This window comes from Streptomyces sp. NPDC047917, from assembly GCF_043204345.1.
Classification (GTDB): Bacteria; Actinomycetota; Actinomycetes; order Streptomycetales; family Streptomycetaceae; genus Streptomyces; species Streptomyces sanglieri.
Window position 1 is genome coordinate 551,767 of record NZ_JBIDCA010000004.1, and the last position, 13,344, is coordinate 565,110.

A 13,344-nucleotide genomic window follows, 5' to 3' on the forward strand; every position below is an offset into this window, starting at 1 on the left:
GGCCCCCCCCCCCCCCCCGGGGGGGGGGGGGGGGCCCCCCGGGGGGCGCCCCCCCCCCCCCCCGGGGGGCACGAAGGTCACCCGGTCTGTTCCTGCAGGTCCGCTGCGGGAGCCGGCGCGGGCATGCGCCAGGCCACGACCGCACCGGTCACGAGCCCCACGGCGGCCAGCAGGGTGGCGACCAGGAACGGATCGAGGGAGTGCAGGGTCGGAGCGAACCCGATCCCGACGCAGACTGCCACCCCGGCCAGCGCGCCAGGGGCCACCCATGCGGGCGTTCCGGGTTCACCGGCCTCGACCACACCGAAGATGAACAGCAGCGGGCAGGCGGTCAGCAACAGCGCGCCGAGAAGGTCCAGCCGTGGGGCGTCCTTGGCCACGGGCCGGTCCCCCTCGACCAGGAAGACAGCGGCCAACAGCACGACCAGGACGAACGGAACCGAGACCAGGAAGATCCACCGCCACCCCAGGTGGGCGGTGACGATTCCGGACAGGACGAATCCGAGCACGAGACCGCAGCTGGCCACCGCCGCCCACACGCTCAGGGCCCGCGACCGACGCGGACCTTCGGGGAACATCAGCACGATGGCGGCCATCGCAGCGGGCAGCGCGATGGCCTCACCGGCGCCCTGCAACAGGCGCGCGACCACCAACAGGGAAAACGTAGGGGCCAGGCCCGCCAGCAGCGACGCGGCGCCGAACAGGCCGGTGCCGAGCAGCAGCACGCGCCGCCGCCCGAGCAGATCGCCCAGCCGGCCACCGAGCATCAGCCCCCCACCACCGGTGACCGTGTACCCGACCACAACCCACGTCAGAGCGTGCCCGTCAACACCGAAGTCGGCGCCGATCGAGGGCAGAGCGATGTTGACCACGGTCACGTCGACCGCAATGAAGAACTGCAGCATGGACACCGCGCACAGCACCAACCATGCACGTGCAGAGGACGGGCTGTGCCCGCGTGAAGAAAGGATGCCTGAGAACATCAGGTGCTCCGTCGCTCAGAGGAAGCTCTGAGCAGCACGAACGTGCCGCTCCGGTCCGATCACGAAGCGGCTGGACATCCAGAAAGAGAGTGAGTCGAGCGCCCCGCCGCTAGCGGGACGTCCTGATCACTGCGGCGCAAGCGGCCGCGCACGAAGCAGCAGACATGCCGTGAACGCTACCAGGGAGGAGGCACCCGGATCAGGCATCCGCCTGATGCCTCATGCCCCCACTTGTAGGCCCGTTCGCCAGAGCTTCCTGGGCACGGGGATCTCGTCGTCGCGGAGCACCTATCCGCGCGATCTCTAACGAGTTGGTGCGCGATAGCGGGTGAGGCGTTTTCCCTGGTCGCGGCCGATTTCAGGCTGCAGTAGTTCGGGCGGAGACGAGGCCGGCGATGGCCTGGTAGGTGGCGGGCAGCGTCTCGCGTCGGTGAGTCCAGCGGATCAGTTGTTTCCAGCGTTTGTGATCGGCGAGGGCGTGCTCGACGGTGATGCGTTTCGAGGAGTGCCGGTGGCGGGCCAGTAGGCGGGCTTCAAGGACCTCGGGTGGGCTGATCTTGTTGCCCTTCCTCGGCGGAGTGACGGCCCGGCCGGGGTGATCGCGGCGGAGCCCGAGATAGCCGTCGTCCAGCAGAACCTCGACATCGCGAAAGTGCTGGAAGCAGATACCGATGCCTTCGTTGCGCGCGGCGGTCGCATCATGCATCCGACCAGGCCGCAGAGCATCGGTCCATAAGGTGCAGCCCTGTTGGTCGGCGATGACAGTGGCCTTCATCGTGTTCAGTTTCTTCCTGCCGGAGACGAACGCTCGTCGTCCGCCGCGGCCGGCAGGCGGCCGGCGGACCTGGATCTCGGTGGCGTCCAGACGCAGCTCGACGCCCTCGGCCCGGGCATAGGCGAAGACATCAGTCAGTGTCCGAAGACGCAGGCCAGGGCGGTCGGGAACCGCGCACCCCCGCTCGGCAAGGAGGGTGCGTATCTCCCCGATCGCGCGGGTGATGGTGGAGCGGTCCACACCGTAGAGCAGTCCTAGGGCAGCGTGCGGCAGATGAATGAGGGTCGCCGTCAACCGGTCGATGAACACCAGTTGATGCCGGGCGCCCGCACCAGCTGCCCGCCGCCGGGACCCGCCACGTGCCGCGTGACGGCGGCCTTCGACACCGGCCAGCCATGGTTCGGCCAACTCCTGGACCAGGCAGGCGAGATGACGCTGAGAGATCCCGTGAACACTCGACGCAAGAGAACCGACCGCTTGACCATGATCGCCACACCCGGTGACCGTCTGACCAGACCTTCCGTCACCGTCAGACATCGGAGCCTGACGTGAAGCCGGTGCAGCCCGGACGCACGGTATCCCTCCGTTCCGGATACCGCGCGCCGGTGCGCGTGGCACCGTGGGGCGCCGCCCGGCATCCGTTGCAGCGGCAACCGCCCCGCCGCAGACGATCGTGCTCAGCTGCACGATCCGTACGGTGCACGCGCTCCGGAACTGCTCGGCAGCGCACGAACGTTTGACGGCTCGGCCAAGACATCGCGAAGCCGCTCGATCTCCATCCTCTGGGCAGCGATCTGCGACAGAGCCCGCTCCCGGAAGTCAGTGAGCCCATCGATCTGCGAGTCGCGCTCGGCGAGGCGCTTCTTCAGCCCGGAGACTTGTTCCTTGAGGCGCTCGATCTGTGCCGCCCGCGGGTCCGGAATCACGCCCGTTTCCCGAAGCCCGGCCAGCCGTCGCTCGAACTCATCCGCCAGGTGTTGGTAGGGGCCGAGCCGCGGCGAGCCGTCGCGGTTCTTCTTGGGGTAGAAGCCGGTGCGGGCAACCCGGCCTGGGTCGCGAGGGTCTTGATGTCGCACTTGCCGCCCGAGGGAACGTCACCGGCGAGGAGCCGGCCCATGACGTGCCGAATGGCCGTCTCGTTGTTCCGCCGGGTCTCGTCGCTGATGCGGGCCATGTCATGCCCCGGTTCCGGAGAGGGCATCGATCTCGGCCAGCGCCCTTTCGTCGCACGCGAGTTCCGTCCTCAGCCGAGCCTTCTCCGTCCGCTGTGCGCGTCCGATGGTGGCGATGAAGAGCTTCTTGCTTTCGGCGCTGGCCGCCCACACGGAACGGTGCCCGGCATGGTGGGTGGCCTGGGGGCACCGCGCTGAATCGCACATGCCGATCAAGGGCTCTGTCGCCCCGCGGGCGTGGGCCCCTGCGAGCTTGAGGCACAGCGCCTTGGACGGATCGAGGAACCAACAGTAGTTCGCCGGCCCCAGGCGCAGGGACTGGGCCGGCTTGGCGAGCAGGTTCGTCACCTCCTGGTCGCTGCGTTTGATGTTCGGCGCCCCGGAGGAATCCAGCTGTTCGTCGACGAACGCGAAGAAAGCCAGGAGGTCACCGGCGCCGGGCCCGGCCGGCTGGATACCGTTCTGGTAGTCGTGGAATGCGTCCAGGGCGACGCGCATCTTGTGCTCTCGCTCCTCTTGGCCGAACTCGGCCATCAGCACCGACTGGGCCCCACCGGGGCGGTCCTCCGGTGGAGTCGGGTATTGGAACTGTCCGAATGCTCTGGGCACGATGAGCCCTTGGCATGACCGTCAGGGCGTGTGAAGCAGCCGGGCCTCTCAACCTCACGTGAGATGCAGCCGTCGCTATGGCAGATCTTCTTGTGGAGGGTCCAGAGCATGGTTGCGGGCAAGTGCAATCGCATGTCCCGTCCCACGAGCTCGCATCTGAGGGCGCGGATACCCTTCACGTTCCGTCCGGTATCTCAGTATCCGGTAGATGTCCTCAACTGTGAGGATTTCAGGTGCCTCTGGATCGCCGAAGGCAAGCACGTCGATGAGTTGTTGAGTGAAGATCGGCATGCCTCCGCCGTCAACGAATGACGCACTACTCGCTCCAGCGGAGGCGAGAAGGTAGGTACTGAAGGTGAACCCTGCCCGGGTGACTGGCTGGCAGAAACTCTACAAGCAGGCCGAGGACGAACTCCTCGACTCGCGCGCGCTGACTCTGCCCCACTGGGAGACGCTCGTCGCACTGGCCGACGCACTCGTGGCCGCCTCCCACGACCAGTACCGCGGCTGGGGAGACGCGGTCATCTTCGCCGCGTGCACCGCCGCACGGATCGGAGAGATCTCAGGCTGCCGCGTCGGAGACATCGACACCACCCAGTGGATCTGGACCGTGCGGCGTCAGACCACGCCCGCGCCCGGTGCGCTGACCGATAAAGGCACCAAGGGTGAGCGGGCCCGCAAGGTTCCTATCGTCGAGGAGATCCGCCCCCTCGTCGCCCAGCGCGTCCTGTCTGCCGGCCCCAATCCGGCCGCCCGCCTGTTCACGGGCCCGTGAGGCGGACGTATCTCCACCGCCGTCCTGCGCGACGCGACCCACTGGGACGACGTGGTCACCAATCTCGGCTACGAGCATCTGCGCCGCCATGACCTCCGGCACACCGGACTGACCTGGTTCGCCGACGCCGGGGTCCAAGTACACGTCCTCCGCAGAATCGCCGGCCACGGTTCGCCGACCACCACCCAGCGCTACCTGCACCCGGACGTTCACAAGATCACGGCCGCCGGGGCGGCGCTCTCGGCCCACTTCAACGTGCTGCGCGCACCGCGCTCGCTGCCGAGCCCCATCGCCATGACTCGCTGACCCGGTCAAGGGCGCCGGACCTCCAACCGGTCCCCAACTGGTCCCCGAAAATGATCAAGGGCCGGTTTCGGATTGCTCCGAAACCGGCCCTGATCTGCGACTGTCTCCAGTCGGGACGACAGGATTTGAACCTGCGACCCCTTGACCCCCAGTCAAGTGCGCTACCAAGCTGCGCCACGTCCCGATGCGGTTCCCCCGGTGTTCCCCGGCGGGCTCGCAGGACAAACATTACCTCACTCCGAGGACCGGATCGACGCCCGTGCCTGGTGGGCGCGGTTTGCCAGGGACTCCGCACCGCATGCGGTGGCCAGTTTGTGGGCCCGGGCCAGTTCGCGCGGTGAGCGGATCGCGATGCCGTAGTCGACGAGGGCCAGCGCGTGTTCGTACGCGGACGGGGATGCCTCCAGGTGGCGGACCGACTCGGCCAGCAGGTGGGTGGCGTCCTCGGGGGCGGCGAACAGGGCGACACAGCGCAGGGCCTCACCGATCGCGGTGTCCGTACCGAAGCGCTCGGCGTGCACCCGGGCCGTGGCGGCGAGTTGGGCGGCGCGGGCCGGGTCCTCCTCGGCCAGGGCCCGGGCCAGGTCGCCGGCCCAGGGTGCCCACACGCCGTTGAACCTGCCCCGGGGTTCGAGGGCCTGGCCGGCCGCTTCGAGTTCGACGACGGCTTCCTTCGTACGGCCTTCGGCCAGCAGCAGCCGACCGCGTACGCACGGGCCGTCGGGCAGCACCATCGCGCTCGGGTAGGGCGCGCCGAAGGCGTAGCGGTCGGCGATCTCGCGGGCCTCGGTGACCCGGCCGCGGGCGACCAGGGTGTCGATGAGCAGGCAGGCCGCGTCCCAGTGGACCGGAAGTCCGCTGCCGACGCGGTCGGCGAGGCGCAGTCCTTCGCGCAGGAAGCCCTCGGCCTCGGCGAGACGTCCGCGTCGGCGGTGGACCAGTCCGAGCAGGGTGTGCGCGAACGCGAGGTGCGCGCCGCTCCAGCCGGAGATCTCGAAGGCGCGGACGGCCTCGCCGAAGAGCTGCTCGGCCCGGTCGAGCTGGTCGGTGAAGGCGTAGGTGATGCCGACGAGGGTCGGCAGTTCGAAGCCCCACTCCGAGTCGGTCCAGCCCAGGCCCCGGGCGGGGTGGCCGTCGACCAGGGCGCGTTCGCAGAGGTCGACGATCAGCTGGGAGTTCTCGCCGCGCAGCATGGCGTCGAAGGCGCGGAGCGTGAGCAGGGCGCGCTCGGCGTTGTCGCGGCCCTGCAGATGGTCGGCGTTCCGGGCGAGGCGGCCGGATCGGCCGGGCCCGTCCTCCTCGCCCGCCTGCATGCCCTCCCAGAGGAAGTGGGCCGCCTGGAGCCGCATCAGGCCGGGGCCCGGGGCGGTGCGGGCGGCCTCCGCGGCGAGGGCGCTCGCCGCTTCCTTGAGCTGGTTGTTGTGCGAGTGCGCGGCCGCGAGCCGGTAGGTGGCGTCGACCCGCTGGTCGACGTCGAGTCCGGGCATGTCGAGGGCGTCGCGCAGGTGCTGGACGGTGGTGGCCGGGGAGCTGAGCAGGGTGGCGCAGCCCAGTTCGTACAGCAGGGTGGCCTTCACGCGTTGGCGCGGTGGTTCCTGCAGGGCGCGTTCGAGGCAGCGGCGGGCGGCTTCCGGGGCGCCGACGGCGAGGTGCTGTTTGGCCGCTTCGCGGAGCTGCTCGACCAGCTCCTGGTCGTCGTCCGGGTGCACTTCGAGCAGGTGGCGGGAGGCCGCCGCGGGGCCGAGCCCCGCGCGGGTGATCGCCCAGGCGGCGCGGCCGTGCATGGCGGTGCGGGTGGCCGGCGGGATGGACCGGTACACCGCGCTCGCGATGAGCGGGTGGACGAACTCCAGCGGATCGAAGCCGGTGACGATACGGGCCTCGCGCAGCCGCGCCGTGCAGTCGGCGGCCTCCGCGGAGCTCATGCCGGCCAGGGTGGCGGCGAGGTCCTGGGAGATGTCGGTGCCGAGGACGGCGGCGGCCCAGGCGAACCGGTTGGCATTGGTGCCGAGTCGTTCGAGCCGGGCCACGAGGCCGCTGCCGCGGGCCGAGGCGCCGAGCTCGCGCAGCAGTCCGGCCGACTCCTCCAGCGGTGCCAGTTCGCGGTCCTGGACCTTGGCGACGAGTTCGACGGCCTCTTAGGGATTGCCGCCGGTGACGGCCCAGACCTCGCGGCAGAACGGGTCGTCGGCGTGTTCACCGAGGGCCGCGCGGACCAGTTCCGCGGTGGCGTCGGGGGTGAGTGCGCGCAGCGCGACCCGGACCTGGGAGGGGTGGGAGCTGCCCGGTCCGCTCTCCTTCTGCCGCGCGGCCAGCTCCTCCGGCCGGTGTGCCTGGACCACCAGGACGGGCAGTTCACCGAGGCGGGCGGTGAACGAGGCGAGCCAGGCGAGGGATTCGCCGTCCGCCCAGTGCGCGTCGTCGATGATGAGCAGGAGCGGACGGTGGCTCAGCCGGGACGCGAGCCGGGCCACGACGAAGTCGAGGCCGTCGCGGACACCCTGCGGGTCGGGCTGCGGGCCGGTCGGCTCGGCCAGTCCGAGGGCGGGTGCGGCGATCTCGTACCAGGACCCGAACAGGGCCCGCACCTCGTCGGGCGGAAACCGGTCGAGCGCGGGTTGCAGGAGTTGGCGCACGACGTGGAACGGGACGGAGGTGACCGTTTCGCCGCCTCTCGCGGACCAGACGGTGCAGCGGTCGGCGGCGATCGTCTGGATCTCGGCGAGCAGCGCGGTCTTGCCGATGCCTGCCTCGCCGCTGAAGATCAGCAGCCCGCCGACGGCCTGGGCGCCGCAAAGGGCGTCCACGGCTTGTGTGGCGGCGGCGAGTTCCGGTTCGCGCTCGTACAGCGGCCGGGACGGCTTCATGCCTACCCTCCCCAGGGTGGTACGGATGGCTTTCGACACTAGTCGTGTCCGGGGGTCCACGGACAGTGGTTCGGACAGTTCGCCGCAGGTGCGGGGCACAATCATGGCGTGGAAGAGACTGGCAGGGACCGCGACATCGAGGGGCGTGCGCGCAACGCCCGCCCGCGCGACGGGCTGGGACGCCCCCTTCCCTACGGGGCTCCGGGGGTCGAACGGCAGCCGGAGGGGGTGGTGCGTACCCCGCGGGAGACGGTGCGCGAGGCGCAGCGGCTGCTGGACGCGGGAAAGCCGTTCCATGCGCACGAGGTGTTCGAGGACGCGTGGAAGTCGGGCCCGGTGGCGGAGCGGGAGTTGTGGCGCGGTCTCGCGCAACTGGCCGTGGGGCTGACCCATGCCGCCCGGGGCAACGCGACGGGCGGGGCCCGGCTGCTGCGGCGCGGGGCGGCGGCACTCGCGGAGTTCGCCGGGGCCCGGCCGTACGGGATCGGCGTCGACGGGCTGATCGGCTGGGCCGGGGAGCTGGCGGGGCGGGTGGAGGCGGCTGACAGTGCGGCCGGTGGCGGGGCGGCGCGGGGCGGCGTGCGTGGCAGGCCGGTCGACGCGATCGCCGAGGCGCCGCGTCTGGTGCCCCCGGCGCGCTAAGGGCTGTCCCTCAGTTCCTGGTGGAACAGCGCGCGGCGTCGGATGCGGTGCATCGCAAGGCGGAGGGACGCCCGAATATCTGGATACATGCGGGCGTTCCGACAACGCGGCGAGGTGCCGTGGCTGTCGTCGCACGCCCGCCAGGAATTGCCGGACAGCCCTTAGCCGGATCGTGGCGCCGAGGACCGGAATGCGGCGCGCACCGGAGCGGTGTCATATTGCGCCGCCTGTCACCCGGAGCGGTGAACAGGGTCGCCCGTACCCATTACGATCGCGCGTCATGAGCACTTCTGACCAGGACCAGGCCGTGGGCACCCCGATACCCGTCCCCGAGGCCGGTCCCGAGGCCGGTTCCAAGGCCGGTTCCAAGGCCGAGCACAAGGCCGGGACCCGGACCGAGACCGAAACCGAGAACGAGACTGTCGCGGAGACGGAGACGGAGACGGGAGGAGGGACGGAGAAGGGGGCAGAGACGGAGCCGGCGGCGGACGAGGAGAACGAGGGCCGGAAGCTGACGCCGCGCCAGGCGAGACGGCTGCGGGTGGTTCTCTCCTCGGTCGGCATGGCCGCGATGGCGGTGGTCCTCGCGCTGCGGATCGCCAGCCGGTCGTCCGTCCTGGTGGTCGGGGTGTACGGGCTCGCGCTGATCCTGTGCGGGATCGTGATCGAGCTGAGCCGCAACGGCCGTACCCGGCTCGGCAGTTGGCTGCTGGCCGTCGGCCTGGTCGCGGCGATCGGCTCGGACTGGCTGCTCATTCCCTGACGTACGGTCAACGCACCGAGATCCGTACGGTCCCGCCCTGCGGATCGGCCCGGTCGAGCCAGTCGCCGCGCAGGTGGAACGGGCGGTCCGGGACGGCGGGCAGCAACAGCCGCTGCCGGTGGAGCTCCCGGCCGTCCTGGCGTACGACGAGCAGCGGCGCGGTGAGTGGCCGGTCGGTGCGCAGGGTGAGACGGCCCCGGAGCGGGAGGTCGCCGGCCGGACCGACGAGGTTCGGGGCGATCCACCGCAGCGGGGAGCCGACCGCGATGGCCGGCCGGCCGGTGGGCCATTCTCCGGCTGCCAGGTGGCGGAGCACGGGCGCGGCGACGGCCCGGCCCTCGGCGAGGGCGACGCCCGCGCTCTCCACGCCGTGCAGCAGGTTGCCGACGGCGAAGACTCCGGTGCGGTCCGTGCGGTGGGACGCGTCGTACGCGGGGCCGCGGGTGCCGGGGTCGAGGGTGATGTCGCCGCGCCGGGCCAGTTCGTGATCGGGGATCCAGTCGCCGGTGAAGACGACGGTGTCGCAGCGCAGGGTCGCGGTCCGGCCGTCGTGGTGGCGCACCAGGACTCCGGTGAGCCGTTCCCGGCCGGTCAGGGCGGTGACGGTGGTGCGGCCGAGGACCGGGGCCCGCTCGCCGGTCCGGGCCAGGGTGGCGAGCCGGGGAACCGGCCGGTCACCGACCATGGCGACGACGTCCACGCCCGCGATGCGCAGCGTGTCGGCCGCGGCACGGCCGATGGGCCCGGCGCCGACGACGACGGCCCGGGTGCCGATGCGTTGCCGGTACAGGTGGACGGCCTGCTGGAGCTCGCCGGTGGTGTAGACGCCGGGCGGACGGCTGCCGGGGACCAGGCGGGCGCTGCGCGGGCGTTCGCGGGCGCCGGTGGCCAGGATCACCGCGCGGGCGGTGATCCGTTCGAGGCCGGTGGGTGCGGTGGTGTCCACGGTCAGCGGTCCGGCCCAGCCGGTGACGGTGACACCGGTGCGCAGGACGGCTCCGGCGCGTTCGGCGGCGGCCACGCAGCTCTGGGCGTACGCGGGCCCGGTCGCGCCTCCCCGGCCGATGGTGAGGCCGCCGAATCCGCCGTGCCGGCAGTGGCGGGGGATGCCGCCCGCGACCTGTTCGCGTTCCAGGATCTCGACCCGGCCCGCGCCGGACGCGGCGAGTTCGGCCCCGGCGCCGAGGCCGGCCGGGCCGCCCCCGACGATCAGTACGTCGACGGTCCGCTCACGGCGGGTCATGACCGGGCCTCCTCGAAGAGCGCGCGGACCGCGGCCCCGCAGTAGAACCCCTGGCAGCGGCCGTTCCCGGCTCTCGTCCTGCGCCGCAGACCGCCCGGGGAGTGCGGCGGCACCGGGCCGGCCAGGGCGTCCCTGATCTCGCCCGCGGAGACCCGTTCGCAGTGGCAGACCAGCGTGCCGTACGCGGGATCCGCCGCGATGCGTTCGGCGTCCTGGTACGGGCGCGGGAAGGCCTCGCCGAGGTTGGGCATGGTGACGGGCGGCAGTTCGGACGGAGTGCCGAGGGCGAGGCCCGATTCCCCGAGCAGTTCGACGACGTGTGCGGCGATCGCCATCGAGGCGGTGAGTCCGGTGGAGCGGATGCCGCCGACGGTGATCCACCGCCGCTCCGGCCTGGACCGGATGCGGTAGTCCTCCTGGCCGGTCGCGGCACGGAGTCCGGCGTAGACGGCGGTGACTTCCTCGTCGAGCAGTGCGGGCAGGATGCGGCGGCCCTTCTCGCGGAGCAGGGCGATCGCCTCGGCGGTCGATCCGGTGGCGGTCTTGTCGTCGAGGTCCTCGGCGGTGGGGCCGAGCAGCACATTGCCGAAGACGGTCGGTGCGACCAGTACGCCCTTGCCTGCGGCGGTGGGCACCGGCAGCAGGATGTGGTCGACGAGATCGCGGGCGAGCTTGTCGAAGACGATGAGCTGGCCGCGTCGCGGGGTGACGGTGAAGTCGTCGTGGCCGGGTTCCCGGTCGAGTTCGTCGGCGTGGAGTCCGGCGGCGTTGATCAGGTGGCGGGTGCGCAGCGGTCCCCGGGTGGTGGTGAGGGTGTGGACCTCGTCGTCGCTGTCGATGTGCCGCACCCGGCAGTTGAGGTGCAGATGGACTCCGGCGCGCACGGCCTGGGTGGCGTAGGCCAGTGGGGTGGTCCAGGGGCAGATGATGCTCTCGTCGGGGACTTCGAGCGCGCCGAGGGCGCCCGGTCCCAGGCGGGGTTCGCGGGCACGCAGTTCCGCCGCGTCCAGGAGGCGTGCCGCGTGGTAGCCGTTCCGCTCCGCCTTGGCCGACAGGGCCGGCAGTGCGGCCAGTTGCTCCTCGTCCCAGGCGACGAGCAGGGCTCCCACGCGTTCGACGGGGATGCCGGTCTCGGCAGCGTACGCGCGCAGGCTGTGCTGTCCCTCGCGTACGAGCCGGGCTTCCAGGGAGCCCGGTACGGCGTCGAAACCGGTGTGCAGGATGGCCGTGTTGGCCTTGGAGGTGCCGTTGCCGATGTCGTCGGAGGCGTCCAGGAGTGCGGTGCGCAGCCGGTAGCGGGCCAGTTCGCGGGCGATGGCGGTGCCGACGACGCCCGCGCCGACGACGGTCACGTCGTAGGGCGGGGCACCGGGCGGCTCGGCGGCGGTGAGTTCACCGGCCGTGGTGACCGTGAGGGGCATCGGGTCGCTCTCGTACGTCTCAGGCATGGTCCAGCAGGGTCCGTACGGCGGCCCGGAACCCGGCGAGCCGTTCGGCCGCCTCGTCGGCGCCGATCCGGGGCTCGTACACGGCGGCGGGCTTCCAGTCGGGCAGGGCCTGCCGGACGGGGAGTCGCGGGTCGAGGCCGAGCCGGGCGACGGCTCCGACGCCGAGTGCGGTGACGTCGGGCAGCGCGGACACCTCTACGGGCCGTTGCAGCAGGTCGGCCTGGGTCTGCATGAGGAGTGCGGAGCGGGTCAGGCCGCCGTCGACGCGGAGCGAGGTCAGTGGTGAGCCGAGATCGGTGGCTGCCGCCTCGGTGAGTTCGACCACCTGGGCCGCGATGCCTTCGCACAGGGCGCGCACCAGATGGCCGCGGGTGGTGCCGAGGCCGAGGCCGGTCACCGATCCGCGCAGGTCACCGCGCCACCAGGGGGCGGCGAGGCCGGCGAGTGCCGGTACGAAGGTGACGCCGCCGGAGTCGGGTACGGACGCGCCGACCGGATCGAGGTCGGCCGCGCCGGAGATCATCCCCAGGCCGGTGAGCCAGTCGACGGCGGACGCGGCGGTGTAGACCTGCCCGTCGAGGCAGTAGCTCGTACGGCCGCCGAGCCGCCAGGCGACGCAGCTGACCAGTCCGGTGGAGCCGCGGCGCGGGGCGGGCCCGGTCTGGGCGAGCAGGAAGGCACCCGTTCCGTAGGTGCATTTGGCGTTGCCCGGATCCAGCGCGTTCTGGGCGAGCAGGGCGGCCTGCTGGTCGACGAGCAGTCCGGTCAGCGGGAGTTCGCCGCCGAAGGCGGTCGTCGTGCCGACCGTGCTGTCGCAGTCGACGACGTCGGGCAGGTTCTCGTCACCGAGGCCGAACAATTCCAGGGCCCGGGGCGACCAGCCGGCCCGGTCGAGGTCGAGCAGTTGAGTGCGGCCCGCCGTGGCCACATCGGTGACGAACGCGCCGGTCAGCTGGTGGACGAGCCAGGAGTCGCTGGTGGTGACGACGCCCTCGCGGGTGAGTTCCCGGCGGATCCAGGCCATCTTCGGGGCGGCGAAGTACGGGTCGAGCGGCAGCCCGGTGAGAGCGGTCAACTCCTCGTCGTGCGAGGCGAGTTCGGTACAGATCGAGGCGGCACGCCGGTCCTGCCAGACGATCGCGTCGGTGAGCGGCCGTCCGGTTTCCCGGTCCCAGGCGAGCACCGTCTCGCCCTGGTTGGCGAGGCCGACCGCGACCACGGGTTCGGCGGCTTCCCGTAACGCCCGGCGGCCCGCCTCGACGACCGAGCCGAGCAGTTCGGCGGGGTCGGCCTCGACCGCTCCCCCGGCGCCGTGCCGTGGCCTCACCGGCACGGAAGCGGAACCGATCACACCGCGTTCGGGGCAGATCACCAGAGCCTTCGTCCCCGACGTGCCCTGGTCCACGGCGAGTACCGGGCCTGTCATCGACTCTCCAGCGGTGCGGAAGCTCTGCGGCTTGAACGGAATCGTGATCACTGAACTCGCCGCCCAGAGTGGTGCAGACCACCGCGTACGTCAAGGGCCGTCCGGGACGCGACCGGAACAACCGGTACATCTTTCAACGTCCTGGTGAATCAGCGGACTTGAGTAAGATCCGCGAATCGGTCCGGGGTTCGGAGTGACTGGCCTTACACTCACCGCCGAGCAACAACCGGACGCTTCAGGGCAGTTCGTTTTTCAACAGACTGCTTCACCCCCCACGTCCTTGAGGATTGATGAGACCGACACCCTGCCCCGAGCCCCCGACCACCGGCGCCCAG

The 13,344-nt window shown here is 71.4% G+C and carries 8 protein-coding genes, 1 tRNA gene and 3 pseudogenes; 3 read left to right on the forward strand and 9 right to left on the reverse strand.

Translation table 11 applies throughout. From position 1 onward, the window contains the following. Nucleotides 1-77: 77 nt before the first annotated feature. The 4 genes and pseudogenes from ACGF8B_RS12275 to ACGF8B_RS12290 all read right to left on the reverse strand — a co-directional run bounded on the left by ACGF8B_RS12275 (nucleotide 78) and on the right by ACGF8B_RS12290 (nucleotide 3,470). Entirely contained in the window at nucleotides 78-911 is an 834-nt protein-coding gene (locus tag ACGF8B_RS12275) for an MFS transporter (protein ID WP_392737254.1), read from the reverse strand. Between the two features lie 430 nt (nucleotides 912-1,341). Continuing rightward, nucleotides 1,342-2,243, reverse strand: a pseudogene (locus tag ACGF8B_RS12280) (transposase family protein). A gap of 192 nt (nucleotides 2,244-2,435) precedes the next feature. Beyond that, nucleotides 2,436-2,834, reverse strand: coding sequence for a hypothetical protein (locus ACGF8B_RS12285; protein WP_392737256.1), 399 nt, complete (start codon nucleotides 2,832-2,834; stop codon nucleotides 2,436-2,438). 99 nt (nucleotides 2,835-2,933) lie between these two features. Next, the gene (locus tag ACGF8B_RS12290) at nucleotides 2,934-3,470 is read right to left on the reverse strand and encodes a hypothetical protein (RefSeq protein ID WP_392737258.1); all 537 of its coding nucleotides are present in this window, start codon (nucleotides 3,468-3,470) and stop codon (nucleotides 2,934-2,936) included. A 415-nt stretch (nucleotides 3,471-3,885) separates the two neighbouring features. Here ACGF8B_RS12290 and ACGF8B_RS12295 point away from each other — a divergent pair. Continuing rightward, a pseudogene (locus ACGF8B_RS12295) lies at nucleotides 3,886-4,620 on the forward strand (tyrosine-type recombinase/integrase); the annotation flags it as partial. A gap of 110 nt (nucleotides 4,621-4,730) precedes the next feature. Here the strand turns inward: ACGF8B_RS12295 and ACGF8B_RS12300 are convergent. Together ACGF8B_RS12300 and ACGF8B_RS12305 are read right to left on the reverse strand one after the other, a co-directional pair. Then, a tRNA-Pro gene (locus ACGF8B_RS12300) sits at nucleotides 4,731-4,804 on the reverse strand. Nucleotides 4,805-4,853: 49 nt separating this feature from the next. Then, nucleotides 4,854-7,487: pseudogene (locus ACGF8B_RS12305) on the reverse strand (ATP-binding protein). 108 nt (nucleotides 7,488-7,595) lie between these two features. Here ACGF8B_RS12305 and ACGF8B_RS12310 point away from each other — a divergent pair. Together ACGF8B_RS12310 and ACGF8B_RS12315 are read left to right on the forward strand one after the other, a co-directional pair. Continuing rightward, nucleotides 7,596-8,129, forward strand: a complete 534-nt coding sequence (locus ACGF8B_RS12310) for a DUF309 domain-containing protein (protein WP_392737260.1) — start codon at nucleotides 7,596-7,598, stop codon at nucleotides 8,127-8,129. Nucleotides 8,130-8,409: 280 nt separating this feature from the next. Next, nucleotides 8,410-8,892 carry a hypothetical protein gene (locus ACGF8B_RS12315; protein ID WP_392737262.1) on the forward strand — a complete coding sequence of 161 codons (483 nt, stop codon included), beginning with the start codon at nucleotides 8,410-8,412 and terminating at the stop codon, nucleotides 8,890-8,892. Between the two features lie 7 nt (nucleotides 8,893-8,899). On the opposite strand, the gene ACGF8B_RS12320 is transcribed toward ACGF8B_RS12315, so the two are convergent. From ACGF8B_RS12320 to ACGF8B_RS12330, 3 genes are read right to left on the reverse strand one after another with little or no spacing between them, the layout of a single operon-like run. Further along, nucleotides 8,900-10,135, reverse strand: a complete 1,236-nt coding sequence (locus ACGF8B_RS12320) for an NAD(P)/FAD-dependent oxidoreductase (protein ID WP_392737264.1) — start codon at nucleotides 10,133-10,135, stop codon at nucleotides 8,900-8,902. Further along, nucleotides 10,132-11,556, reverse strand: a complete 1,425-nt coding sequence (locus tag ACGF8B_RS12325) for an NAD(P)/FAD-dependent oxidoreductase (protein ID WP_392737436.1) — start codon at nucleotides 11,554-11,556, stop codon at nucleotides 10,132-10,134. The genes ACGF8B_RS12320 and ACGF8B_RS12325 overlap by 4 nt, the downstream gene beginning before the upstream one ends. A 19-nt stretch (nucleotides 11,557-11,575) precedes the next feature. Next, complete coding sequence (locus tag ACGF8B_RS12330) at nucleotides 11,576-13,009, reverse strand: FGGY family carbohydrate kinase (protein WP_392737266.1); 1,434 nt, start codon at nucleotides 13,007-13,009, stop codon at nucleotides 11,576-11,578. Between the last annotated feature and the right edge of the window lie 335 nt (nucleotides 13,010-13,344).